This window comes from Arthrobacter sp. D3-18, assembly GCF_054408525.1.
Genome location: NZ_CP096440.1, coordinates 2,329,484 through 2,352,389, shown reverse-complemented (window position 1 = coordinate 2,352,389; position 22,906 = coordinate 2,329,484). Strand labels below are relative to the sequence as shown.

At 61.6% G+C, this 22,906-nt stretch carries 24 protein-coding genes; 13 read left to right on the top strand and 11 right to left on the bottom strand.

Features of this window, described 5'->3' with window-relative positions:
* Positions 1-112: 112 nt before the first annotated feature.
* Genes M1D89_RS13075 through M1D89_RS13065 form a run of 3 tightly spaced genes read left to right on the top strand, consistent with a single transcriptional unit; the run spans position 113 to position 3,946 of the window.
* Positions 113-817 carry a hypothetical protein gene (locus tag M1D89_RS13075; protein ID WP_498644010.1) on the top strand — a complete coding sequence of 235 codons (705 nt, stop codon included), beginning with the start codon at positions 113-115 and terminating at the stop codon, positions 815-817.
* Positions 804-1,988: an efflux RND transporter periplasmic adaptor subunit gene (locus tag M1D89_RS13070; RefSeq protein WP_498644008.1), complete on the top strand. Its 1,185-nt coding sequence runs from the start codon at positions 804-806 to the stop codon at positions 1,986-1,988. Before M1D89_RS13075 ends, M1D89_RS13070 begins: the two co-directional genes overlap by 14 nt.
* Positions 1,985-3,946: an ABC transporter ATP-binding protein/permease gene (locus M1D89_RS13065; RefSeq protein WP_498644006.1), complete on the top strand. Its 1,962-nt coding sequence runs from the start codon at positions 1,985-1,987 to the stop codon at positions 3,944-3,946. The genes M1D89_RS13070 and M1D89_RS13065 overlap by 4 nt, the downstream gene beginning before the upstream one ends.
* A gap of 40 nt (positions 3,947-3,986) precedes the next feature.
* On the opposite strand, the gene M1D89_RS13060 is transcribed toward M1D89_RS13065, so the two are convergent.
* The 3 genes from M1D89_RS13060 to M1D89_RS13050 are packed head-to-tail and all read right to left on the bottom strand — an operon-like array spanning position 3,987 to position 6,706.
* Positions 3,987-4,931, bottom strand: a complete 945-nt coding sequence (locus M1D89_RS13060) for a COX15/CtaA family protein (protein ID WP_498644004.1) — start codon at positions 4,929-4,931, stop codon at positions 3,987-3,989.
* A gap of 48 nt (positions 4,932-4,979) precedes the next feature.
* Positions 4,980-5,744 carry an ABC transporter permease gene (locus M1D89_RS13055; RefSeq protein WP_498644002.1) on the bottom strand — a complete coding sequence of 255 codons (765 nt, stop codon included), beginning with the start codon at positions 5,742-5,744 and terminating at the stop codon, positions 4,980-4,982.
* Positions 5,741-6,706, bottom strand: coding sequence for an ABC transporter ATP-binding protein (locus M1D89_RS13050; RefSeq protein WP_498644000.1), 966 nt, complete (start codon positions 6,704-6,706; stop codon positions 5,741-5,743). The genes M1D89_RS13055 and M1D89_RS13050 overlap by 4 nt, the downstream gene beginning before the upstream one ends.
* Before the next feature lie 109 nt (positions 6,707-6,815).
* Between M1D89_RS13050 and M1D89_RS13045 the strand changes: the two genes are divergently transcribed.
* From M1D89_RS13045 to M1D89_RS13015, 7 genes are all read left to right on the top strand, one after another.
* Entirely contained in the window at positions 6,816-7,637 is an 822-nt protein-coding gene (locus tag M1D89_RS13045; RefSeq protein ID WP_091470656.1) for a helix-turn-helix transcriptional regulator, read from the top strand.
* Positions 7,637-9,100, top strand: coding sequence for a Fe-S cluster assembly protein SufB (sufB, locus tag M1D89_RS13040; RefSeq protein WP_011774792.1), 1,464 nt, complete (start codon positions 7,637-7,639; stop codon positions 9,098-9,100). Before M1D89_RS13045 ends, sufB begins: the two co-directional genes overlap by 1 nt.
* A gap of 2 nt (positions 9,101-9,102) precedes the next feature.
* Positions 9,103-10,416 (top strand): Fe-S cluster assembly protein SufD, encoded by a 1,314-nt coding sequence (gene sufD / locus M1D89_RS13035; RefSeq protein WP_498643997.1) that lies wholly within the window; start codon positions 9,103-9,105, stop codon positions 10,414-10,416.
* A gap of 21 nt (positions 10,417-10,437) precedes the next feature.
* Entirely contained in the window at positions 10,438-10,794 is a 357-nt protein-coding gene (locus tag M1D89_RS13030; RefSeq protein ID WP_498643995.1) for a non-heme iron oxygenase ferredoxin subunit, read from the top strand.
* 43 nt (positions 10,795-10,837) lie between these two features.
* Complete coding sequence (gene sufC / locus M1D89_RS13025; protein ID WP_014921882.1) at positions 10,838-11,623, top strand: Fe-S cluster assembly ATPase SufC; 786 nt, start codon at positions 10,838-10,840, stop codon at positions 11,621-11,623.
* Between the two features lie 13 nt (positions 11,624-11,636).
* On the top strand, positions 11,637-11,969 hold the full coding sequence (locus tag M1D89_RS13020) for a metal-sulfur cluster assembly factor (RefSeq protein WP_054808115.1): 333 nt from the start codon (positions 11,637-11,639) through the stop codon (positions 11,967-11,969).
* A gap of 280 nt (positions 11,970-12,249) precedes the next feature.
* Positions 12,250-13,140 carry a hypothetical protein gene (locus tag M1D89_RS13015; RefSeq protein ID WP_498643992.1) on the top strand — a complete coding sequence of 297 codons (891 nt, stop codon included), beginning with the start codon at positions 12,250-12,252 and terminating at the stop codon, positions 13,138-13,140.
* Positions 13,141-13,252: 112 nt separating this feature from the next.
* Here M1D89_RS13015 and ypfJ read toward each other — a convergent pair whose 3' ends face one another.
* The gene (gene ypfJ, locus M1D89_RS13010) at positions 13,253-14,155 is read right to left on the bottom strand and encodes a KPN_02809 family neutral zinc metallopeptidase (protein ID WP_402932681.1); all 903 of its coding nucleotides are present in this window, start codon (positions 14,153-14,155) and stop codon (positions 13,253-13,255) included.
* A 61-nt stretch (positions 14,156-14,216) separates the two neighbouring features.
* Between ypfJ and M1D89_RS13005 the strand changes: the two genes are divergently transcribed.
* Both M1D89_RS13005 and M1D89_RS13000 read left to right on the top strand, forming a co-directional pair.
* Positions 14,217-15,608: a class I adenylate-forming enzyme family protein gene (locus tag M1D89_RS13005; RefSeq protein ID WP_498643989.1), complete on the top strand. Its 1,392-nt coding sequence runs from the start codon at positions 14,217-14,219 to the stop codon at positions 15,606-15,608.
* The gene (locus M1D89_RS13000) at positions 15,580-16,833 is read left to right on the top strand and encodes a thiolase family protein (RefSeq protein ID WP_498643987.1); all 1,254 of its coding nucleotides are present in this window, start codon (positions 15,580-15,582) and stop codon (positions 16,831-16,833) included. The genes M1D89_RS13005 and M1D89_RS13000 overlap by 29 nt, the downstream gene beginning before the upstream one ends.
* On the opposite strand, the gene M1D89_RS12995 is transcribed toward M1D89_RS13000, so the two are convergent.
* The 3 genes from M1D89_RS12995 to M1D89_RS12985 are packed head-to-tail and all read right to left on the bottom strand — an operon-like array spanning position 16,830 to position 18,847.
* Complete coding sequence (locus M1D89_RS12995) at positions 16,830-17,456, bottom strand: energy-coupling factor transporter transmembrane component T family protein (RefSeq protein ID WP_498643985.1); 627 nt, start codon at positions 17,454-17,456, stop codon at positions 16,830-16,832. The two genes, M1D89_RS13000 and M1D89_RS12995, sit on opposite strands and share 4 nt — an antisense overlap.
* On the bottom strand, positions 17,453-18,190 hold the full coding sequence (locus M1D89_RS12990) for an energy-coupling factor ABC transporter ATP-binding protein (RefSeq protein WP_498643983.1): 738 nt from the start codon (positions 18,188-18,190) through the stop codon (positions 17,453-17,455). The genes M1D89_RS12995 and M1D89_RS12990 overlap by 4 nt, the downstream gene beginning before the upstream one ends.
* Before the next feature lie 18 nt (positions 18,191-18,208).
* The gene (locus tag M1D89_RS12985) at positions 18,209-18,847 is read right to left on the bottom strand and encodes a biotin transporter BioY (protein WP_498643981.1); all 639 of its coding nucleotides are present in this window, start codon (positions 18,845-18,847) and stop codon (positions 18,209-18,211) included.
* Positions 18,848-19,115: 268 nt separating this feature from the next.
* Here M1D89_RS12985 and M1D89_RS12980 point away from each other — a divergent pair, with 268 nt between their 5' ends.
* Positions 19,116-20,714, top strand: a complete 1,599-nt coding sequence (locus M1D89_RS12980) for an ABC-F family ATP-binding cassette domain-containing protein (RefSeq protein WP_011774803.1) — start codon at positions 19,116-19,118, stop codon at positions 20,712-20,714.
* Positions 20,715-20,722: 8 nt separating this feature from the next.
* Here the strand turns inward: M1D89_RS12980 and M1D89_RS12975 are convergent, their stop codons facing one another.
* From M1D89_RS12975 to M1D89_RS12960, 4 genes are read right to left on the bottom strand one after another with little or no spacing between them, the layout of a single operon-like run.
* Positions 20,723-21,208, bottom strand: a complete 486-nt coding sequence (locus M1D89_RS12975) for a YbaK/EbsC family protein (protein WP_498643979.1) — start codon at positions 21,206-21,208, stop codon at positions 20,723-20,725.
* Positions 21,192-22,058, bottom strand: a complete 867-nt coding sequence (locus M1D89_RS12970) for an SURF1 family cytochrome oxidase biogenesis protein (protein ID WP_498643977.1) — start codon at positions 22,056-22,058, stop codon at positions 21,192-21,194. The genes M1D89_RS12975 and M1D89_RS12970 overlap by 17 nt, the downstream gene beginning before the upstream one ends.
* Positions 22,059-22,334 carry a hypothetical protein gene (locus M1D89_RS12965; protein WP_091470669.1) on the bottom strand — a complete coding sequence of 92 codons (276 nt, stop codon included), beginning with the start codon at positions 22,332-22,334 and terminating at the stop codon, positions 22,059-22,061.
* The gene (locus M1D89_RS12960) at positions 22,331-22,828 is read right to left on the bottom strand and encodes a DUF3099 domain-containing protein (protein ID WP_498643975.1); all 498 of its coding nucleotides are present in this window, start codon (positions 22,826-22,828) and stop codon (positions 22,331-22,333) included. Before M1D89_RS12960 ends, M1D89_RS12965 begins: the two co-directional genes overlap by 4 nt.
* Positions 22,829-22,906 lie beyond the last annotated feature (78 nt).

Sequence of the window (22,906 nt, the reverse complement as noted above, 5' to 3'; positions counted from 1 at the left end):
CGACCGTCCGTCGGAACCCGGGCCCACCCTCAGCTTGCCTGCGATTAATCGGAGTGCCGGCGGAAACGCCCGGGCATCACTCAATGAAACCACGGGCGAGATTGTTCTCCCCATGAGCGCGTACTGGTACTCAGACCGGGAGAACGTCCTAGTCAATTCTGCGGTGGCCTCCCTTATTTTTGACTGCGTTGAAGAAGCGGGGTTCACTGTGGCTCCGTGGGACGGCGACGGCAAGGCACTTCAGGACAGCAGGTATGGTCAGTGGTCACGTGCCTTGGCCGCAAAGAATGGTGCCCTGCCGGAGATCCGGAAAATTCCTGGTGTGATGGAGGAGCAACCGGATCGGCCGGCACTTAGCGCCAAGCAACAAGAAGCGGAATCCAAGTGCACCAAGTCTGTAGGGCGCGCTGGCTTACCTGAACTTCTGGAGGGACTGGTCGGCGATTCGTCCATCCAGAACCAGATCACCGACATCGCGGTGGCGCTGACGGAGCGTGATCCGGAGTTCGTTGCCTTCCGCCATGGATGGGAAGACTGCTTGGCGGGGAGAGGCCTGAAGCTCACTGAAGCAGGTTCCTGGAACCTGCAATCAACCGGATCAAAAGAAGACGAAATCCGTGTCGCTTTGCTGGATCTCGAGTGCAAAGAGACAGTTGGTGGTCCCCGGAAACCTTATGACATCCTTGCTCAGTACCAAGCAGCACAGATGAAGGACCATCAGGCTGAACTCAACGCTTTGGCAGAAGAAAAGACGGCCGCCGTGGAACGAGCCAAGCACATACTGAGGGATCACGGTGTGGCTGATGCACGACTCTGAGGTGACCCCGGTGGGTCGAGCCATGAGGCGCGTACCCCGGTGGTGGCTCATTCCAGCGGTGCTGGTGATGGTGTTGGCAGGGCTGGGCGCCGCTTACTGGACAGGTGCCAGCAGCGTTGCCAGCGCAGGGCCCTCGTCGTCGACGCCCGCGGTAATCCCTGTTTCGGCAACCGTGGAGCGTCGTGCGGTCGTCAAACAGGTGGTGCTCTCCGGCAAGGTCGTGGCAGGTACACAGCACGCGATCAAAGCGAGTCCCTCTGAAGGCGTTGACAGGCTGGTGATGACATCAGCTGCCAAAACGGTGGGAAGCGTGGTGGCTCCAGGCGAACTGCTGGCCGCTGTGTCCGGGAGGCCGTTACTCCTACTCCCTAGCGGTGTGCCCCTGTACCGCGATATCAAGCCAGGTGATTCCGGCCCCGACGTCGCAGCCTTGCACACCGCGCTGGCCGGTTTTGGCTACGCCGTTTCCTCGGCGGATACCTTCGACGGGGGCACCCAACGTGCCTTGATCGACTGGTACAAAGCGGCCGGTTACGAAGCACCAACCTCAACACCTTCGCCGAAAGCGATCAAACCCGGGGACGTGGACTCCCAGCCCCTTTCGGCCAGGCAGGCCCCCAACGGGGTGGTTTTTCGGTGGAAGGAATTCGTTCAAGTGCCCGGAGATACGGGGACAATCGCTGCCATGGCGGGCAACGGAGCGATCCTCGGTGAGGATGGCATCGTTGCCCAGGTGAAGATTGCTGACGACTCCATTGTTGCCCGGGCCGACGTTGTCCAGTCCGAGAGTTACCCCGTGGGTGGGGCCGTTACTGTACGCGCCGGCTCCGCAGTCCTCGAAACCAAGGTAGTTCATGTCAGCGACTTTTTGGAGGGTGACCAAAACAAGAACGAAATCCCCGGAAAAGACATTACTTTTGCAGTCCCTCCAGGCACGCAGGGATTCGCCGCGGACCAGTCCGTCACTGTGACCGCAGGCAGCGCCACCGCAGAGTCCATGGCCGTACCCCTGATCGCGGTCCGGCAGGAAGAAGGGGCCCCCTACCTGGTGCTTCAAAAAAACGGTGAGTCGCAGCGGGTGAAGGTAAAGGTCACGGCACAGGCGGATGGGTGGGTGGCCATTGCTGACGTGGACGGGTTGGCACCTGGCGACGAGGTCAAGTTGCAATGACTTCACACTGGCATGCCCAGGAAGCGACCGTTCCGCCATTGCACCGTCCGATCCTTAGCATGCGGGACGTCCAGCGCGGGTTTTCCGGCGCGCAGGCCTTGAATGGGCTGCACCTCGACATCTTCCAGGGCGAGTTCGTAGCCATTGTTGGCCCCTCCGGCTCGGGAAAGTCGACGCTTCTCAACGTCCTCGGCCTTTTGGACACAGCTTCGGCAGGAACTTACTTGGTGCAGGGTACGGATGTATCCGGCCTCAGCGAGCGACAGAGAGCCGAGCGACGCGCCAGTCTCTTCGGTTTCGTCTTCCAGGAATCGCACATGGTGGGACGCGATGCTGCCGCACGCAATGCCGTTCTCGGACTGCGTGCAAGGGGGATTGGTTTGTCCGTCCAAAAGCGACTAGTGATGCCCGCACTTCACAAGTTTGGCCTAGCGCATAAGGCAGCCAGTCCCGCTTCCGTGCTCTCCGGGGGCGAACGGCAGCGGCTGGCAATTGCCCGTGCCGTCATCGGAGCCCCGGGAGTGGTGCTCGCTGATGAACCGACAGGCAGCCTGGACACCGTCAATGGCGGGATAGTCCTGGACCATCTCCGCGAGCTTCACGCCACAGGAACCACCGTTGTCCTGGTCACCCATGACACAGGCATCGCTGCTGCTGCTGATCGGGTCATCACAATGCGGGACGGGCTCATCGTGGGTGACACCGGCTCCGCTACGGTCCGCATCGACGCGGCAGTAACAACAAGCGACAGTTCCGCTGCCCATCACCTTGTACGGCGCATCCACCATGAAGCTGCAGATGTGGTTGCGGATGCGTTGTCTGCGTTGACGGTCCGCCCGGCTAAGGCTCTTCTGCTGGTGCTGGCATTCCTGCTGGGGAGCGGCGGGCTTGTAGCCGCTATGGGGCTGAGCGAGAGTGCAGCCGTCAAAGTGTCCGCGAGGATCGACGCAGCCTCCAGCGACGAAGTGCGGGCTACGCGTGAGGGTGGATACGCCTCGTGGGACGCCGTGACAGAGGATCTTCAGCGGTCAAAGGAGCTGTCAGGCGTTCTCGAGGCTGGAGTTCTTGCTGAGCTTTCGGCGTCGATAGTCCGGCCGTCAAAGTTCCGCCCTAGGTCCTTTCCGGAACAGCCTGTCTTCACTGGAGCAGTCCGGGTGGCTGATTCCGCCTATTTCCGACTCCAAGGGGCCACCAGCTCCTACGGCGATGTCAGCCTGCTTGATCAATCTTTCGGTGGCCCGGTCGCGGTCCTTGGTCAGGACGCTGCCAGCCAGCTGGGAATAGCAAGCCCGGGTCCCGGCGTCGTCATCTGGCTGTATGGTGAGCCGGTTCCCGTAGTGGGCATCATCGAGAATCCGGGGAGGGATCCGATGCTTCCAGGGTCGGTGGTGGTGGGAGTCGGGTCATACCCCGTGACCAGCAGAGTGGCAGCCAGCCTGGTCCTACGGACAGATCCGGGGATGCCGGCGGCCATCGCGGAGGCGCTGCCTAAGGCGTTGAGTCCCGCTGAGACAGGCGCCGTGACGGTGCAGACCGTGGCGGACCTACGGGACCTCAAGCAAGGGATTGACGCTGATCTGGGGAGGCTGGTGGGCATTGTCTCCATTGTCCTTCTCGCCATCGCCTGCCTGAGCGCCGGAACCACTATGTACCTCGGTGTCTTGGCGCGATCGAGCGAAATAGCTCTTCGACTGGCCCTGGGCATGCGGAGGGGGGCCCTGGCTGGGATGTTCCTGCTGGAGGGCGCCGTGGTGGGAGTGTTAGGCGGCACTGCCGGAGCGGCAGTGGGAATGGGGGCAGTCCTGCTGTACGCATCCACTGAAGGTTGGGCGGCCGTGATCCCTTGGTATGCAGCGCTGTGGGGAATCGGGGCCGGTCTGGCCAGCGGAACCCTGTCCGCCCTGTACCCGGCCCTGGTGGCTTCTCGGTCCAACCCCGCCCAGCTCATCCGCGCATAGAACGAGTCCGCGCATAGAACGAGTCCGCGCATAGAACGAGCTAGTTGGGGGGGCTGTGCTTCGCTACGTCGGCAGCGTTGGTGGCCGCGCTCATCAGCACGGCTGCGCCGAACATATGTGCACCAACCAGGAGAGCAGGGATTCCGTTGTAGTACTGGGTGAAGCCGATGACAGCCTGCAGCAATGTGACACCCAGCAGAAGATACGACGCCGATCGGAACGGACCGCCGATCTTGTGGCGTATCACAAGGTACACCGCGAAGAGCGTTCCGGCGGTAATGAGGTACGCAGGGACCGCATGGATGTGCGAGAAGAGGTCCCAGTCGAGGTCGTTGCGGGGGGCGTCTGCGTCTCCGGCGTGGGGTCCGGCGCCTGTAACGACGACCCCCAGCATCACAGAGAGCGCGGAGAAAACTGCTACAGCAAGCATCACAGGGCGGGCTAGCGAGGGGAGGGCAGGCAGGGTGCGGTTCATGAAACGGCCGGTGCGCCCGTAAGCCCGGTTGACTAGCAGCGTGGCAAAGACCACCAGCGCCATGGATACAAGAAAGTGCAGTCCCACAACCCAGGGGTTGAGGCCGGACAGTACGGTGATCCCGCCGATCACTGCCTGTGCCGGGATGCTGGCGAGGAGCCCCAACGCGAGCATGAAGAGGTCGCGACGTTCCTTGCGGAGGTTCCACAAGTACACCAACATCATGGCGGCCACTGCGGCGAGGGCGAAGGTGAGCAGGCGGTTGCCGAACTCGATGAACCCGTGCAGGCCCATCTCCGGGGTGTTTACCAACGAATCGCTGGTGCAGCGCGGCCACGTCGGGCAGCCCAGGCCGGAAGCAGTGAGTCGTACGGCACCACCGGTTACCACCAGAACGGTCTGCCCAATGAGCGACAACAATGCCAGGCGGCGCACGGCCTTGTTGACCTCGGTTGGCAACTTGGAGGTCAATCGCTGGACGGTTTTTGGTAGGCGCGATGCCGTGCTCACAGTTTTCTCACTTCTCAGTTCTGCGTTGGTGGTTGGTGCCTGGACGGGTTAGTTCCACTTGAACCATCTGATGGCCGCGGCGCCGGCCAGTACGGTCCACAGCAGGAGGACTGCTACGGCGGGGAAAGGAACAGCGCCCAGCAGGAAGGCATCCCGAAGTGCTTGGCCCAGGGCCCCGGATGGAAGGAATTGTATGATCCCTTGAAGCAACGACGGCAATCGCTCAGCAGGCACCACAATGCCGCCCAATGCCCCGAGGAGGATCCACAACAGGTTGGTGATCGCCAAGGTAGCTTCCGGCCGCACCGTGCCAGCCACCAGCAAGCCCAATGCGGTGAAGGCAGCAGCACCGAGAACCAGAAGCCCCACTCCGGGAAGCCAGGCTTCGAGCCGTGGCTGCCATCCCAGCAGTCCCGCAACTACACCGACTACCAACACCTGCAGGAAAAGGACCACCAGCACGGCGAGAATTTTGCCCGCGATGAGTCCGCCCCTGCCAAGAGGAGTGGTAGACAAGAAGCGGAGTACTCCGTATCGGCGATCAAAACCGGTGGCGATGCCCTGACCGGTGAAAGCCGTGGACATGGCGCACAGCGCCAGGATCCCGGGAGTGGCGACGTCTACGCGGGACCCGCCGAGGCCGTCAAGTAGCGGGGTAACAACCAAGCCGACGAGCGCCATCAGGGGTAGGACGACAGCGAGGATGAGTTGCTCACCGTTGCGCAGCATGGTGATGGTTTCGTAGCGGCCCTGCTGCATGATCCGGCGCGGCAGGGATGCGGGTCCGGCGTTGGGGGAGAGAAGCTTGCTCATCGGAGGTCCCTTCCGGAAATGTCCAGGAACACGTCTTCCAGGCTACGCGCTTCCAATCGCAGCGAGGCGGGCATGATATTCCGTTCAGCCCACCACGCAGTCAATGATGCAAGGTCCTTGGGCGTGATGGCACCGGTGATTGAGTAACTCCCGGAGCGGGTTTCGGTGATCTGAAGGCCCACTCCGACAGCGCCGGTGAACTTCAATCCTCCGGGGGCATCGAAGTAGAGCGTACGATCCGTGATGGCCGAGTCCGCGGCATGATCGTGCCGGAGCAGCTCGGCTACCGTTCCCTCCACCACGTTGTGACCGCCGTCGATGATGTACACGTAGTCGGCCAGGCGCTCAGCATCATCCATCAGGTGCGTTGTCAGCACTATGCCCATGCCGGCGTCCCTAAGCTCGGCAATGAGCTCGAAAACCATTTGCCGCGACTGCGGATCCAGCCCGGCGCTGGGTTCGTCGAGAAACAGGATTTCGGGATTACCCACCAAGGCGGCCGCTAGAGCCAGCCGCTGCTTCTGGCCCCCCGAAAGGCGGCGCACGCTTGTCCTGCTGAACTGATTGATTCCCAAGCGTTCCACCAATGCGTCAACGTTCATTGGCTTTTGGTACATGCCGGCAACGTGCCGCAGCAGCGGGATGGGACGGGCCGACGGCGGGAGGCCGCCGTCCTGGAGCATCACACCTACACGGGACCTCAGGTCGGCACCTGCCGTGTCGGGGTCCGCTCCCAGCAGGGAAATACGTCCGCCCGTCCGCTTCTGCAGGCCTTGGGCACACTCCAGGGTGGTGGTTTTACCGGCGCCGTTCGCCCCCAACAGGGCGGTTACTTGGCCGCGTTCGGCCACAAGGGACAGCCCACTGACCACCCTGAGCATTTTGCCGTCAAGGGAGGCCAGGGGGCCTACATCCTTAATGAGTCCATCTATAGTGAGGACAGGGGAATCGGGGGATCGCACCAGAGTATTCTACGGGAAGTAGTACGGTCACACTTGGCGGCTGGCTAAGGTCAGTCTTGCCTTACTGGATGCATGAAACAAATTACGACATGATTGTGTTGTGTATTCCATGAGCAGTCCAACTTCCATGCCCGCAACGCGGCATGCTGCAGCCGCAGAGGCCTTCGGGGCTTCTCCTGTGCTGCCGGACGCGGATGACCGTACACGGGACCGGGTCCTGAGCGCTGTACTGGAGAACGGTCCGGTAAGTGCCGCGGAGCTGGGCGACCTTCTGGGCTTCACGCCCGCTGCAGTTCGACGTCACCTGGACCATCTGGAACGCAGCGGGGTTATCGAAGTCAAACGAGTAGCCAAAGCCGGTTCCGGCGCAGGCCGCCCGGCGCGCCGCTACGTGCTCAGCTCACAGGGGCAGTCCAAGCTCGGCGACGATTACCTGAATATTGCCAGCTCCGCGCTAAGGCGCCTTCAGGAACTTGCCGGCGAGGACGCAGTCCGGGAGTACGCGGAAGAACGCTTCTCGGACATGGAACGCCGCTACGCCCCCGAGGTGGAAGCCGCCGGTGATGACATCACCGCCCGCGCCATGGCACTGTCAAAGGCCCTCAGTCGTGATGGCTTTGTTGCCTCAGCCCACTCCATCGAAGCCAAGGCGCCACTGCCGGCAGCGTTGTCCAGTGTCCAGCTTTGCCAAGGCCACTGCCCGATTCAACGGCTTGCCGCAGAGTTTCCCGTGTTCTGCGACACGGAGACCAAGGTCTTCTCGCGCTTGGTGGGTGTCGATGTCCGGCGCCTCTCCACGCTCGCGCAGGGCGGACACGTCTGCACCACCCACATACCTACCGGGCGCCCGGCTGCCACGGCATCCCCAGATGTCGCAGAGCAGCCCGGGAACCCGTACCAGGAATCAAACAACCAGCAAGAAAGGCCGTGATGACGGACCAAATAGCAGAGAAAGCGGTAGCTGACGGCACTGTGATCTCGGAGATTCTGGAGAAGAATCCCGAACTGCACGGTATCGGAAACTACGAGTACGGCTGGGCCGACAAGAACGACGTAGGCGCCAACGCCCGTCGTGGCCTCAACGAGGAGGTCGTCCGCGACATTTCCTCGAAGAAGAACGAGCCGGAATGGATGCTCGATCTGCGGCTCAAGGGCCTTAAGTACTTCGACCGCAAGCCCATGCCTACCTGGGGTGCAGACCTCTCGGGCATCGACTTCGACAACATCAAGTACTTCGTGCGCTCCACCGAGAAGCAGGCGGCAACGTGGGAAGACCTTCCGGAAGATATCCGGAACACCTACGAAAAGCTCGGCATCCCGGAAGCTGAACGCAGCCGCCTGGTTTCCGGCGTCGCAGCCCAGTATGAGTCCGAGGTCGTCTACCACCAGATCCGCGAGGACCTGGAAGCCCAGGGCGTCATCTTCCTGGACACTGACACCGCCCTGCGGGAACACCCGGAGATCTTCCAGGAGTACTTCGGCACCATCATCCCGGTGGGCGACAACAAGTTCGCGTCGCTGAATACGGCCGTATGGTCCGGCGGATCGTTCGTGTACGTGCCCAAGGGCGTGCACGTGGACATCCCCCTCCAGGCATACTTCCGTATCAACACGGAAAACATGGGCCAGTTCGAGCGCACGCTGATCATCGCCGATGAGGACTCCTACGTTCACTACATCGAGGGCTGCACCGCTCCGATCTACACCTCGGATTCGCTGCACTCGGCCGTCGTGGAAATCATCGTGAAGAAGGGCGCCCGCGTCCGCTACACGACCATCCAGAACTGGTCCACCAACGTGTACAACCTCGTTACCAAGCGCGCAATCTGCGAAGAGGGCGCCACCATGGAGTGGATCGATGGCAACATCGGTTCCAAGGTGACCATGAAGTACCCGGCCGTCTACCTTGTGGGTGAGCACGCCAAGGGCGAGACACTGTCCATCGCTTTCGCGGGCGAAGGCCAGCACCAGGACACCGGGTCCAAGATGGTGCACATCGCACCGAACACCAAGAGCTCCATCATTTCCAAGTCCGTGGCCCGCGGCGGCGGACGCGCTGCTTACCGCGGCCTGGTGCAGGTCCGTGAAGGCGCCAAGCACTCGGCCAACACGGTCCGCTGTGACGCCCTCCTGGTGGACACCATCTCCCGTTCGGACACGTACCCGTACATAGACATCCGCGAGGATGACGTCGTCATGGGCCACGAGGCCACCGTTTCACGCGTCAGCGAAGAGCAGCTCTTCTATCTGATGTCCCGCGGCATGCCTGAGGACGAGGCCATGGCCATGATCGTGCGCGGCTTCATCGAGCCGATCGCGCGTGAATTGCCCATGGAATACGCTCTTGAGCTGAACCGCCTGATTGAACTGCAGATGGAAGGGTCCGTCGGTTAATAATGACTGATATCACTACTGAAAAGGCGCGCATTGGCGCGCCCTCGGCCCAGCCGTTTATCAACGGCTTCACCGAGGAAGGCGAGAACCTTTCGCCCGTCAACACCGGAACGAACACCAGCACGACGTCGGAGCAGCCTTCCGCCGGTCCGCTCGCGGGCGCTTCGGCCAAGAGCCACTCGCATGGTGGCGGCGTAGGGATTCCGGACAGCTCCCGTGCGGGTCGTCTCACCTCCTACAAGCTGGCGGACTTCAAGCCGTTGAACGGCCTTGAAGAAGACTGGCGCTTCACGCCGTTGAAGCGCCTGCGTGGCCTCCACACCGAAGTCCTCAATGGCGCAGCTCCGGCTGTCAGCGTCACTGCACCGGCCGGCGTCGTTGTTGAAACCGTTGGCCGCGATGACAAGCGCATAGGCCAGGCGGCCATCCCGGAGGACCTCGTGTCCGCCAATGCCTGGGAGAACTTCGCCGAGACCACTGTCGTCACCGTGCCCGCCGAGCTGCAGGCCGAAAGTGAAGTTTCTGTCCTGATTACCGGCGCTGGAGAGGCGCCGTCGGCCCAGCACATCGTGATTGTGGCAGAACGCTTCTCCAAGGCCGTTGTGGTTCTGGACCACCAGGGTTCGGCAGTTGTGTCCGAGAACGTGGAAATCATCGTTGAAGACGGCGCTGAACTGACCGTTGTGTCCTTGCAGGAATGGGCAGATAACGCCGTCCACGCATCATCGCAGCAGGCAAAGATCGGCCGCGATGCCAAGTTCAAGCACATCGTGGTCAGCCTTGGCGGCGACCTCGTGCGCGTTACGCCGTCCACGCGCTTCACCGCGCCGGGTGCCGACGTCGAAATGTTCGGCCTGTACTTCGCAGACGCCGGACAGCACCTTGAGCAGCGGCTCTTCGTTGACCACGCAGTGGCCAACTGCAAGTCGCGCGTGCTCTACAAGGGCGCCCTTCAGGGCCGCAACGCCCACAGCGTGTGGGTCGGCGACGTCCTGATCCGCAAGGAAGCAGAGGGCACGGATACCTACGAGGCCAACCGTAACCTGGTCCTCACCGATGGTGCCCGCGCGGACTCGGTTCCCAACCTCGAAATCCAAACCGGTTTGATTGAAGGTGCAGGCCACGCCAGCGCCACAGGCCGTTTTGATGACGAGCACCTGTTCTACCTCATGGCCCGTGGCATCCCGGAAAAGGTTGCACGCCGTCTGGTGGTCCGAGGCTTCCTCAACGAGATCATCCAGCAGATCAAGGTCCCGGCAATCGAAGAGCGCCTGACCGCAGCTGTTGAGCGCGAACTCGCCGCGACCGACAACTAAGACAGGCCAGGCAGAGCAACAATGAGTGAAGAAACCAAGGGCGAACTGGTATGCAACGCCAATGACATCCAGGTCAAGCAAGCGCTGCGCGTCCTGATTGATGACTACCCCGTAGCCATCGTCAGGGACTCGATGGGCGACATCCACGCCATCGCCGATACCTGCTCGCACGCGGACATCTCGTTGTCCGAAGGTGAGATTGAAGGCTGCGCGATTGAATGCTGGGGACATGGTTCCCAGTTCGACCTCCGCAGCGGACAACCCCTCCAGCTGCCTGCTTACGACCCCGTCCCCGTTTTCGCCGTCACCATCGACGGAGACGACGTTTACGTGGACGTGACCAACGTTGTGAACGGCGCCTCGGTAGATCACTACTGAGCGCCCAGTACCGCCAGACTTACGAACGGAAAGAAAGAAGAGCATGTCAACTCTTGAAATCAAGGACCTGCACGTCAGCATCGAGACGGAGCAGGGCACCAAGGAGATCCTGAAGGGCGTCAGCCTCACCATCAAGACCGGTGAAACGCACGCCATCATGGGCCCCAACGGCTCTGGCAAGTCCACGCTTGCCTCCACCATCGCCGGCCACCCGCGCTACAACGTCACCAGCGGCACCATCACGCTGGATGGCGAAGACGTGCTGGAAATGAGCGTCGACGAGCGCGCCCGTGCAGGCGTCTTCCTGGCTATGCAGTACCCGGTAGAGGTTCCCGGGGTCACCATGACCAACTTCCTGCGGACCGCCAAAACGGCGATCGACGGCGAAGCACCGGCTCTGCGCACGTGGACCAAAGACGTCAAGGCAGCCATGCAGCAGCTCCGTATCGATGCCGACTTCGCACAGCGTAACGTCAACGAAGGCTTCTCCGGTGGTGAGAAGAAGCGCGTTGAAATCCTTCAGCTCGAACTCTTCAAGCCCAAGTTCGCCATCCTCGACGAGACCGACTCGGGCCTGGACGTCGACGCTTTGAAGGTTGTCTCTGAGGGCGTCAACCGCGCGCACGAAGAGGGCAACATGGGTACCCTGCTCATCACCCACTACACCCGTATCCTGCGCTACATCAAGCCGGACTTCGTCCACGTGTTCGTTGACGGCAAGGTTGTAGAAGAGGGCGGACCCGAGCTCGCGGACCGCCTTGAGGATGAGGGCTACGACCGCTACGCTCCAGGCGCAGGCGTTGCCGTTGCTCCTGCTGTGCAGGCCTAGTTAGGATCGTTCCATGACCGAAATCAACACGGCGCGAACCAGTCTCGAGGACGTCGAAGAAGCGCTCAAGGACGTTATTGACCCGGAACTCGGAGTCAACATTGTGGACCTGGGCCTTCTCTACGGGCTCAAGTACTCCGACGAAGACGGCGCACTCCTGATCGACATGACGCTGACCACGGCGGCTTGCCCGCTGACGGACGTGCTTGAAGAGCAGGTGGGCAAGTCCCTCGACGGCGTGGTTGATGATTGGCGCCTGAACTGGGTATGGATGCCGCCATGGGGTCCCGAGCGGATCACCGACGACGGCAAGGATCAGATGCGGGCCCTCGGCTTCAACATCTGATCAGCAGTTTTTGCTCGCTACGGCGGGCAAAAGGAAGGGTTCCGGGCTTGCCGCCCGGAACCCTTCCTTTTTGTCTTTCATGCCGGGTGAAGCCCGCAAACAGGGGGGTCTACCGGGACGTTCTGCCAAAGAGTAGGATGCGGCCATCCGAGACGTAGGTTCCGCATTCTTGGAGCATTGCCTCCGGGAGGGGTGGCAGCGTCTACTGGCTGGGGAGTGGCCGTGCGGAAGCGCGTTCGGGTGTAGTAATAATCACGATTCGTCGATCAGAGGCACTCCCATGAAAGCGAAATTCGCAATACCAAGTGCTATTGCCATTGCCACAGCAGGACTGCTGGCGCCGCCAGCGTTCGCTGCGCCCCCAGCGGGCTCCCAGCTCTCAGGAGCAATTTTCACCACGGACGGGTCCGGTGTACCCGTGAACCTGAACATCTATGACACTAAAGAAGACGTCTATCTTAATGGCGGACCTGGCATCAACGCGCCTGACGATGCTGCAGGACTACCCGCGGGGGATTACTACTTCCAAGTCACTGATCCATCCGGCAAGACGCTGCTTTCCACCGACAACATCAGCTGCCGTGAATTCACGGTCAATAGTTCAGGTGTCATCGAGGACGTAGTGCTAGCCGGAGGCTGTGAACATGCAACGGGCTCTGACGGAGAGGATGGCGGCGCGACGATCCAACTTTTCCCTTTCGCTGATACCCCGAATAATGGAGGGGTCTACAAGGTATGGGTCACGCCGGTAGAGAGGTATGACTGCGCGGCACCGGGCAACAAGCAGTGTTTTGTCCCGCGCTACAGCAAGGTGGACAACTTCAAGGTGCGCAACCCGCTGATCGTCGAAATTGATGTTCGCTTCTTCAAGAACGGCACAGCTTTGGACGGCTACGCCGCTGAATGGACTGACACCAACGGTGCACACAATGTTAAGTTCTCAGAGTGGAATCCTGCCGTGTTGGCGTATCACGAGGCGCACTTTGAGGCGACGGAGCAGGGCAGCCACTCCATCAAGGTCTCCAGCCAGCCCGGCTGCGGTCTTGGAGCGGTATACGGCCCGGATGGATCACTGGCAAAGATCAAGGGCAGCAGCGCGACGGTCAGCGTCACTGTTGCTGACCATCGGGAAGGCGATTACACCTACCGTGTAGACGTCACCTGCAAGTAATAGACGACACCTGCACCAAAGCAACTGAGCCACCCGACGAAACCGGCCCGGAACTCCTCTTGAGGAACCGGGCCGGTCCTTGGGCAACTGGGTTTCAGAAGCGGTGCACGTGCTACGGCGCGGCCACCCCAAATGTGTCGCACTTGTTGATATCGCCCGTGGTGTATCCCTGATAGAACCATTTTTGCCGCTGCTCACTGGACCCGTGGGTCCAGGATTCGGGAGACACCCTGCCGGTAGCCGCCTCCTGGATGCGGTCATCGCCAACAGCGGAGGCAGCCGAGAGCGCGTCCTGGAGGTCCTGCTGCGTCAGGGGATCAAGGAAGGGTTTGCCGCTGGCGTCCGTTTGCGTCGTGGCGTGCCGGACCCACAAGCCCGCATAACAATCAGCCTGCAGTTCCACCCGGACTGCCCCTGACTGCGGACCTTGCGGGTCCTGCTGGGCCTGGTCAAGATTGCCCAGGATGTTCTGGACATGGTGTCCAAATTCGTGGGCCACTACATATTCCTGAGCCAGGGGACCTCCTGACGAGCCGAACCGGGTCACCAGGTCATCAAAGAACCCAGGATCAAAGTATGCGGTGGTGTCCGCAGGGCAGTAGAACGGGCCCACTGCACTCGTGGCCGCGCCGCAACCTGTGTTCGTGGCTTGGCTGAAAATGACGGTCTTGGGACGGGGATATTCCACGTTGTAATCCGCCAGGTAGTCAGGCCAGAAGGCATTGAGGCTGTTCACTGTCCCTGTGATCCGGCAGTCCAGGCGCTTGTCGGCATCGGCACCGGTCTGGCATTCCTGGACACCTCCGGCCCCACCACCACTTTCGACGGCGGGTGGCTGGCTTCCGCTGCCTGTGAGGTCCCCGAGGATATTGGGATTGATACCGAAGAGTGCCAGCAACAGCACCACTATTCCACCGCCGATGCCACCGCCGATCTTGGTGCCGCGGCCCATGCCACCGCCACGTCGGTCTTCTACTTGCGAGGGGTCAAGCTGCGCGCCGTCATTGAAACTCATACAGTCAGAATAGACGTCACTATTGGTGCCCGGCGCCGGACACTGCCGTAAAATTGTGTGGATGCCTTTCCTGGACAAACTTCAGCTCTGGGCCGAAGAGCGCCCCCACGACACCGCCGTCGTTGTGGGCAGCAGCCGGCTCACCTGGGCGGGACTTCGCGACGCTGCAGCAGGGCTGCTGGGTAACGCGACTGCCACTACTGTTCTTGCCGAGCCCAACTCCGTTCGCTTTGTTGAGCGTTACGCGGCTGCGGTGGCGGGGGAGCGTCGCTGTGCGGTGCTGGATCCCGAATGGCCGCTCCCGATGATCGAGGAAGTTTCATCACGCGTTATCGAAACCGCCACCCCCATTGATGCCGAGCTGGTAGACGGAGACCCGTCCAGCACCTTTCTGATTGGCCTCACGTCCGGCACCACTTCGGTTCCCAAAGCGTTCACCAGGTCCCGCAGGTCCTGGCAGGTTTCGTTCGAAGCGTCCATAGAATTTTTTGGTCTCTCGCAGGATGATCGAACACTTGCACCGGGACCCCTGTCAGCCAGCCTGAACCTGTATGCCCTCTCTGAGTGCCTCTACGCGGGGGCCGCGTTTCACACGCTTGAGTCATTCGACGTCGGCGACGCTCATGCTGCCATCAGCCACGACGGCATTACCAGGCTGGTCCTGGCACCCACGGCGCTGCGTCTGCTTAGCGAACGGGGACTCGCCGGCGACGTTGATGCTTCCGGCATCCGTAGCATCATCTGCGCGGGTTCCAAGTTGGACGCCCGCACCTTGGAGGCGGCACGGCGGTGGGCGCCCCGGGCCGCCATTTATGAGTACTACGGCGCCTCCGAGTTGAGCTTTGTTTCGGGCACCCGCCTGGCCGCTGGCGAACCACTGGACGCGGGTGGCACCGGCATCGGCTTGCCTTTCCCGGGTGTTGAACTCAGCATCCTCGATGACACCGGCAAGCCCCTGCCGGACGGGGACCATGGAAATATCAGTGTTCGCAGCGGAATGGTCAGTAACGGCTACCTCTGGGGAGACGATGGTCAAGCCCTGCGGTGCCTTGACGGTTGGTACACCGTGGGGGATCAAGGCTTTCTGGAAAACGGCACCCTTCATATTCTCGGCCGCCGCTCGGACATGATCATCACCTCTGGAAAGAACGTCTACCCGCACGAGGTTGAGCTTGCAGTTGCCTCCGTGCCCGGTGTGGACGTTGCTATTGCCGCCGGGGCACCTGACGATATCCGCGGCCAGAAGGTGATTGCCGGCGTCGTGCCTGCTTACGGAGCGGTCACCGCCACCCAGCTGCGCACGGGCCTGGATGGTCTGCTGGCACGGGATAAATGGCCGTTGCAGTACTACTTATTGGCGGAGTTGCCCATGACTGACCGGGGCAAGGTCAGCAGGAAAGTTTTGCTGGACTGGATCAAGAATCATGATCCCCGGGCACAGCCCCTTGGGTAGCGGCAGCCCTATGGGTAGCGGCAAGCCTGGCGTCGAAGTGTTGCAACAGGTGTCCAACGCATCCCGGCAACCCGTCATCATCGCCGCGCTACGGTCTCCGATTTGTCGTGCCAACGGGCGACTGAAGCATCTCCGCGCGCAGGATCTCCTGGCACCCGTGCTGGGTTCCCTTCTGGAGAAAATACATGCGGACCCTGCGGACGTGGACGATGTCATCATCGGAAACGCCGTGGGCGGGGGCGGGAATGTGGCCCGGTTCGCCGCACTCCAGGCCGGATTACCCGTCACCGTGCCCGGCCTTACCGTTGACAGGCAGTGCGGCTCGGGCCTTGACGCCATTGCGCTGGCGTCACGGCTGGTGGCTGCCGGGGGTAATCCGCTGTATCTTGCCGGCGGCGTCGAGAGCATCAGTACCGCACCGGCACGGGCCAACAGAACCGACGACGGCGAACTCGAGTTCTACTCGAGGGCCAGCTTTGTGCCTGCACAGTTCGGGGACCCTGACATGGGTGTTGCTGCTGAGAACGTGGCCCGCGAATTTGGCGTGACCCGGGAGAGGCAGGACGAGTACGCACTCCGGAGCCATTGCCGTGCAGTTGAGGCGGCCAGGGTGGGCAGGTTCGCAGATGAAATTGTTCCGATCAAGAGCAACGAAAAGTTGGTGGATTCCGACGACGGCCCCCGGGCTACCCTGCGGGCGTCGCTGATGTCGAGGTTCCCTGCTGCGTTTGTCCCGGGCGGAACGGTCACGGCAGCGAACTCTTGCTTCGATGCAGACGCAGCCTCTGCTGTGGTCGTAACGTCGCTCGAGCGAGCCCGGACGATGGGAGCAGTAGACGGATTGCTGGTATTGGGGTGTGACACCGCCGGCGTTGATCCGGAGCTCCTTGGTATCGGAGCCGCCCACGCCGCCGAACGGCTCCTCAACCGCCACGAAGTGGCCGCGGGAGACCTTGACCTGATTGAGTTCAACGAGGCGTTCGCCTCCCAAACTATTGCATGCCTGGAGTACTTAAGCGTAGATCCCGAGCGAGCCAACCTCGACGGCGGTGCCTTGGCTTTCGGCCACGGCTACGGCGCCTCGGGAGCGGTCCTCGTAACGCGAGTGATGGCCCAGGCGCGCAGCCGGCATGCAACGGATGGAGAAAGTCCGTTGGCGTTGGCAATGATCAGCATTGCGGGCGGCATGGGAACCGCAGCGCTGGTGCAGTACACCAGGCTTTAGTCCCTTTCCGGTTCGCCCAGCCCGCGGGCTGCCAACGCGTCGCCGGTTTGACGGGCGTACGCCACAGTAGTGATGAAGACGGGCAGGACCAACGCGCGGGGATTGCGTTCGAGCCCACGTGCCCGGGCGGAGTCCCGTACGTCAGAGAAAGTGCCCGCAATGAACGGAATGCTCCTGAGCATTACCGCGATGGTCAAAGCGAATCGTTCAGGATCGGCGCCGAAACGCCGGAACGGTTTGGCCAAGGCCACCACGCCGTCCAGCAGCGCCTGCACGGGGGTAGTGGCTGTCAGCACGGACGCTGCCACCACGCAGACAAGCACGTTCAGTACTATGCGTGCCGCGGTGGGTCCACCGAGTTGCCACCACTGGAAGAGGCCGATGACCAGCAGGATGGGCGTCACCATCCAGATGGCCCTCAGAAGTCGCCGTAATCCGGCTCCGGTGAGAAGGAACAGGCCGCACATAATGGCGAAAACCACAAGGGAAACGGTCCAATCCACAATGAGGAAAGACGCCGTTCCGCAGGCGGCGACCACAAGGAATTTCAACCACAGGGGAGTCCGGTGGATGATCGAGTTTCCGCGAACGTAATTCGCAATCAGGAAACCATGGCCCCTCACCTCGACACATCACCTAAGGGCTCACCAAGCAGGCTGGCCGCACACAGCGCACGGTAACGGGCGACGCCGTCGGCAGCACCGCCGTCGAACATGATTCGTCCGGACTCCACCACCAGCACCCGGTCCATGTCGAGCGCGAGGTCGAGATCGTGCGTGGACATGATCACCTGCTGGTCCAGTTCGGCCACGGTGCGTCGCAGGAGTTCACGGTTCCGGAGGTCCAGGAGGGTGGACGGTTCGTCAAGGACCAGGACTGCCGGATCAACGGCCAGGACTGCGGCCAGTGCCAATAACTGCCTTTCACCACCGGAAAGTTCGTAGATGCTTTGATCGGCAAGGTGCAGCAAGCCGAAACGATCCAAAACTATTTCTGCCCGCGCTGCCCGTTTCCCGGAGTTCTTGATGGAACGGCGCAGGGAAAGCTCAACATCTTCCCGTCCCGTAGGCATTACTAATTGGGACAGGGGATCGGTAAAGACGAAGCCCACATTGCCGCGGACGCGTCTGACGTCGGCAACGGTGTCATCGTCGTGGACCACAACATTGCCTTCGCTCGGTTCAACCAAACCGTTCAGTAGACGGAGAAGGGTTGATTTCCCGGATCCGTTAGCGCCGATCACCCCGATCCTGCGCTCGGTCAGGTCCAAGGAGATTCCCTGCAGCAACGTCTTGGGCGCGTTGCTGCCATCAACCGGGACGCGCACCGAGACATTGCTGAAACTGATGGAGTTCATGTACTGATTGTTCCTGCTTTACTTGACCCGACGCACCAGGACGTCCGGGAATGCCTTGTGAATCGCCATGGCGATGATCACAGCCAGGACGTTCTTGAGGATGTCCCCAGGGACGAAGGGGAGGTCTGCGAGGAAAGCTTTGGCGAAGTCCAATTTGGCATTGACCATCATTCCAACGATGCCCAGCGCGTGGATGACCACGATGCTGCTTACCATTGCCGCTGCGAAGAGCCACAGCCCACGGAACTTGACCGTCCGACGAATGACCATTCCGGCAAGGTATCCGGTTGCTGCCGCGGCCAAAGGGAACGCGATGATATATCCTGCGGAGGGCGTCGCAAGGATCCCCAGTCCACTGCGGCCACCGCTGAAGATCGGCAGCCCGGCGAAGCCGAGCAACACATAGAGCCCGACGGCGGCGAAACCTCGCCCAGCGCCCAGCACCAGCCCGCTGAGCATTACTGTCAGGGTCACTAAGGTGATGGGAACACCAAGGGCCCCTACCGGAATGCCGGGGACGATCGCGGAGGCAGCCACCAAGGCTGCGAAAACGGCAATGAGGCCGAGGTCGGTGGCGGTCCAGCGTTTGCGGGTAGATGCGGTGCGCTGCGCTGTTGCGTCGGAGGTGGCAGCAGTGTCAGGTTGGGTCTGGCTCATGACGGTCCTATCGGGTGCGGTGCAATGAAAGTTTTTTCCCCTGATGTCGAGGGTACGGAGGGACGGGGGGCGGGATTTTAGAGCCTTCCCACAAAGTCTTTCGGGAATTGTTTGGCCGTTGGCACAGTTTTCCCCTCTCGGGGCCGATGTCAGCCTGCGGCCGGGGTACCGGTAGACTTGAACAGGCTGTTCTCACGGCCACACCCCGCCGCACTTATCGGACCCACCGGTCCCCGCGAGCGTTCCCCATTGAAAGGCATCACCCGAATTGATTACCGTCCAGGACCTCGAACTCCGCGCCGGCGCACGCCTGCTCATGGACCAGGTCAACTTCCGGGTGGACAAAGGGGACAAGATTGGTCTCGTCGGACGTAACGGTGCCGGCAAGACAACCCTCACCCGGGTCCTTGCCGGTGAAGGCCTTCCCGCAGGCGGCAAAGTCACCCGCAGCGGTGAGATCGGTTACCTGCCGCAGGACCCGCGGACGCCGGACATGGAGCAGCTTGCCCGGGACCGCATCCTTTCCGCCCGCGGCTTGGACGTCGTGGTGGGCAAGCTCAAGAAGGCCCACGAGGACATGGCAAGCGACGATGCCGCCGTGCAGCGCAAAGCCATGAACCGCTATGACCGCCTCGAAGCTGAGTTCCTCTCCGGTGGCGGCTACGCTGCCGAAGCCGAAGCCGCCGCGATCTCCTCCAACCTCGCGCTGCCGGATCGGCTCCTCAACCAACCGCTGAAAACCCTCTCAGGTGGCCAGCGCCGCCGTGTCGAGTTGGCACGCATCCTTTACTCGGACGCGGAAACCCTGCTCCTCGACGAGCCCACCAACCACCTTGACGCCGACTCCATTACTTGGCTGCGCGACTTCCTGAAGAACCACCAGGGTGGCTTGATCGTGATCAGTCACGACACGGACCTGCTCGAAGCAACGGTGAACAAGGTATTCCTGTTGGATGCCAACCGCGCCCAGATCGACTTCTACAACATGGACTGGAAGCGCTACTTGCTCCAGCGCGAAACGGATGAGCGCGCCCGGAAGCGCGAACGCGCCAATGCCGAGAAGAAGGCGCAGGTCCTGATTGACCAAGCAAACAAGATGCGCGCCAAGGCCACCAAAGCCGTGGCGGCCCAGAACATGGCCAAGCGCGCTGAGAGGCTCCTGAGTGGATTGGAGGCAGTGCGCGAAAACGACCGCGTGGCAGCCTTGCGTTTCCCGGATCCCTCTCCATGCGGCAAGACCCCGCTAACTGCGGAGGGGCTGAGCAAGTCCTATGGCTCGTTGGAAATTTTCACCGACGTGGACCTGGCCATTGATCGCGGCTCCAAGGTGGTCATCCTTGGCCTCAACGGTGCCGGCAAGACCACCCTCCTGCGGATGCTGGCGGGCGTCGATAAGCCTGACACAGGCGACATCATCCCCGGGCACGGCCTCAAGGTGGGTTACTACGCCCAGGAGCATGAAACGCTCGACGTCGACCGCACGGTCTTGGAGAATATGCGGTCTTCAGCTCCGGACATGAAAGACGCCGAAGTTCGCGGCATCCTGGGTTCATTCTTGTTCTCCGGTGACGACGTCGACAAGCCTGCCGGCGTACTCTCCGGCGGTGAGAAGACCCGCTTGGCCTTGGCCACAATCGTGGCCTCCAGCGCGAATGTGCTGCTCCTTGATGAGCCCACTAACAACCTGGACCCTGCCAGCCGCGCCGAAATCCTAGGGGCGCTCAAGAACTACAGTGGCGCCGTCGTCATGGTGAGCCACGACGAAGGTGCTGTGTCAGCGTTGAACCCGGAGCGCGTTGTGTTGCTCCCGGACGGTGTTGAAGACCACTGGAACGAAGACTACCTGGATCTTATTACCCTCGCGTAAAGCTTCGCCTAGCGGACCCGCAGAGGTTCGGCGCCGGTGATGCGTGCCAGTTCTTCATAGCTGATGGAGAACATGGAATTGTGGTCTCCGGCGCCGGCCCAAAGGACAGGATGCTGTTCCAATGACACATCCAGCAGAGTCCGGATTTTCTGCGGGTGGCCGACTGGCGCCACTCCTCCCACTTCCTGGCCGGTATGTTCCAGCACGAAGTCCGGCGTGGCTCTGCGGATCTTTCCGCTGCCCAGATGCGTAGAAACCAGCGCCGTGTCTACTTTCGCCGCTCCGCTGGCAAGGATCAGCAGGGGTTCACCGCCGAGCTCGAAGATCAGGCTGTTGGTGATCGCGGCCACCTCGCATCCCAGGACCGACGCAGCGGCGGCCGCCGTCGGGACTTTCTCCTTGAAGATCCGAACCGTGTCCTGAGCACCGGCCGTGGTCAGCGCAGACTTAACATTGAGCACGGCACCGGGGAGCGAATCAGTAGCCTTGGGCATCCAGGATGGCGTCTTCCTCTTCTTCGGCCGTGGGCCGCCTGTTTTTACGGGAAGCAGGGGTGCGCTGCCTGGGAGTGCCGCCGGCGGCGAGAATTTGTTCGTCTTCTTCCTCTTCAGCATCGATGGCCGCGTTCCGGGCTTGTTGCCGCGCAGCATATCCGAAGCCGATAAACATCAAGACGCCAAAGGCGAACCACTGCAAAGAGTAAGAAAGGTGTGTTCCTTCTTCGGTGGCAGGTTTGGGGAAGGGAGTTGGCATCGGCTGCACGGCGGGATCCTCGCTGGCGAGTTGCCCGTACGCCCCGGTAGCTATGGGATAGGAAAGTTCCCCCGCAAATCCGGCGAGGTCAATTGAGGCCAACTGACCATCCACCGCGCCGCGGTCCAGCTTGGGTTCGGCAGGCTTAAGCCGTGCCACCACCGTGACTTCGCCGGTGGGAGGAGCAGGAATCACGTCAGGACGGCCGGGCGTGTTATTGCCGATCGGCAGCCAACCCCGGTCAATCACCACCGCTTCGCCCGTGGTCAGCCGAAAAGGTACCACGACGTCGTAGCCGGGCTGGCCGTTCAGCGGCCGGTTGCGCACAACCCGCTGACCATCGACGTCGTAGCTTCCACGCAATTCAACCTGGGTCCATTCCCGCTCGGGGTCCAAGGCGTCGAACTGGTCCTTGATCTCCGTGTAGGGGATGGGAGTTGCCGAGTAATTGCTCACCACGCGATTGATCTCGGCCAGCGTTTCAGCCCTGCGGTCCATCTGCCAACGGCCCAGGAAAACGCAGGCTGTGGCGAAGATAACAGCCAGCACGAAATATCCCAGCCACTTGCTGGAGAAGAGGAAACGATACATTCAGCCGGCCCCATTTGCTGCTTCTTGACTGGCCGTGAACGGCACAGTTTCTTTCCACAGGCCACGCGTCTGCAGGTAGTCCTCCAGCCAGTCCCGGTGGTCGCCGCACGATAGCCACACCTTGCGTCGATCCGGCGTGTGGATACGGGGATTGTTCCACAGGAGTTGCCACTGGGCGCCGGCCCTGCAGCCTTTACGGGAGCACAAGGCCGGACCCGTGGCACGTTCGGACTCCTGGCTGGCCGCACCCGGGCCGCCAAGATTAAAGATATTCATGAAGCCGCCCGTTCGTCGCCGGGATGCCCGGCATCGCTTACATGGCCCGTTGCGGGGTCCGCTTGTTTGCTTGGTGGTTCGTCATCCACCAGTTCTCCTTGAAGCACTGTGGGCGTGTCCGCAGGAGCTTCTTCCGGCTCCGGGGAACGTTCGATCTCAGGAACGGCCACGTAGTCCAGCAGGGACTCACTGTGGTCCTCCGCTTTGTCGTTGCCATTGGCTATGACTACAGCGATCCAAGGCAGGAACACGGCACCAGCGATGGCAATGATCTTGAACCAGCCGTCAACCACGAAGATCAGGATGATGCAGACCATGCGGATACCCATGGCCACCGCATACTTGATCATGCGGTCACGCATGTCCTCGGAGTGTGCGGCAGCGGCATCCGTGATGCTGTGGACTTCGGGGTCGCTGGAAACAGCGTCCGGTTCCCCGGGCACTTGCTGCAGGGGACTGTCTTCTCGTGTCACAACTGAATCATCACGCTCCAAAGGCCTCTCTCAATTCTCTCACCAAGGCTGTACCCGCCCAAACCGCGCTGGTTGCCGGTTACCCGCGGGTTGCAGCGG

Bases quoted from the DNA above. Each gene is read 5' to 3' on its own strand.
- M1D89_RS13075 (WP_498644010.1), top strand. From the start codon at position 113: ATGAGCGCGTACTGGTACTCAGACCGGGAGAACGTCCTAGTCAATTCT.
- M1D89_RS13070 (WP_498644008.1), top strand. From the start codon at position 804: ATGCACGACTCTGAGGTGACCCCGGTGGGTCGAGCCATGAGGCGCGTA.
- M1D89_RS13065 (WP_498644006.1), top strand. From the start codon at position 1,985: ATGACTTCACACTGGCATGCCCAGGAAGCGACCGTTCCGCCATTGCAC.
- M1D89_RS13055 (WP_498644002.1), bottom strand. From the start codon at position 5,744: ATGAGCAAGCTTCTCTCCCCCAACGCCGGACCCGCATCCCTGCCGCGC.
- M1D89_RS13045 (WP_091470656.1), top strand. From the start codon at position 6,816: ATGAGCAGTCCAACTTCCATGCCCGCAACGCGGCATGCTGCAGCCGCA.
- sufB (WP_011774792.1), top strand. From the start codon at position 7,637: ATGACGGACCAAATAGCAGAGAAAGCGGTAGCTGACGGCACTGTGATC.
- sufD (WP_498643997.1), top strand. From the start codon at position 9,103: ATGACTGATATCACTACTGAAAAGGCGCGCATTGGCGCGCCCTCGGCC.
- M1D89_RS13030 (WP_498643995.1), top strand. From the start codon at position 10,438: ATGAGTGAAGAAACCAAGGGCGAACTGGTATGCAACGCCAATGACATC.
- sufC (WP_014921882.1), top strand. From the start codon at position 10,838: ATGTCAACTCTTGAAATCAAGGACCTGCACGTCAGCATCGAGACGGAG.
- M1D89_RS13020 (WP_054808115.1), top strand. From the start codon at position 11,637: ATGACCGAAATCAACACGGCGCGAACCAGTCTCGAGGACGTCGAAGAA.
- M1D89_RS13015 (WP_498643992.1), top strand. From the start codon at position 12,250: ATGAAAGCGAAATTCGCAATACCAAGTGCTATTGCCATTGCCACAGCA.
- ypfJ (WP_402932681.1), bottom strand. From the start codon at position 14,155: ATGAGTTTCAATGACGGCGCGCAGCTTGACCCCTCGCAAGTAGAAGAC.
- M1D89_RS13005 (WP_498643989.1), top strand. From the start codon at position 14,217: ATGCCTTTCCTGGACAAACTTCAGCTCTGGGCCGAAGAGCGCCCCCAC.
- M1D89_RS13000 (WP_498643987.1), top strand. From the start codon at position 15,580: ATGATCCCCGGGCACAGCCCCTTGGGTAGCGGCAGCCCTATGGGTAGC.
- M1D89_RS12990 (WP_498643983.1), bottom strand. From the start codon at position 18,190: ATGAACTCCATCAGTTTCAGCAATGTCTCGGTGCGCGTCCCGGTTGAT.
- M1D89_RS12985 (WP_498643981.1), bottom strand. From the start codon at position 18,847: ATGAGCCAGACCCAACCTGACACTGCTGCCACCTCCGACGCAACAGCG.
- M1D89_RS12975 (WP_498643979.1), bottom strand. From the start codon at position 21,208: ATGCCCAAGGCTACTGATTCGCTCCCCGGTGCCGTGCTCAATGTTAAG.
- M1D89_RS12970 (WP_498643977.1), bottom strand. From the start codon at position 22,058: ATGTATCGTTTCCTCTTCTCCAGCAAGTGGCTGGGATATTTCGTGCTG.
- M1D89_RS12965 (WP_091470669.1), bottom strand. From the start codon at position 22,334: ATGAATATCTTTAATCTTGGCGGCCCGGGTGCGGCCAGCCAGGAGTCC.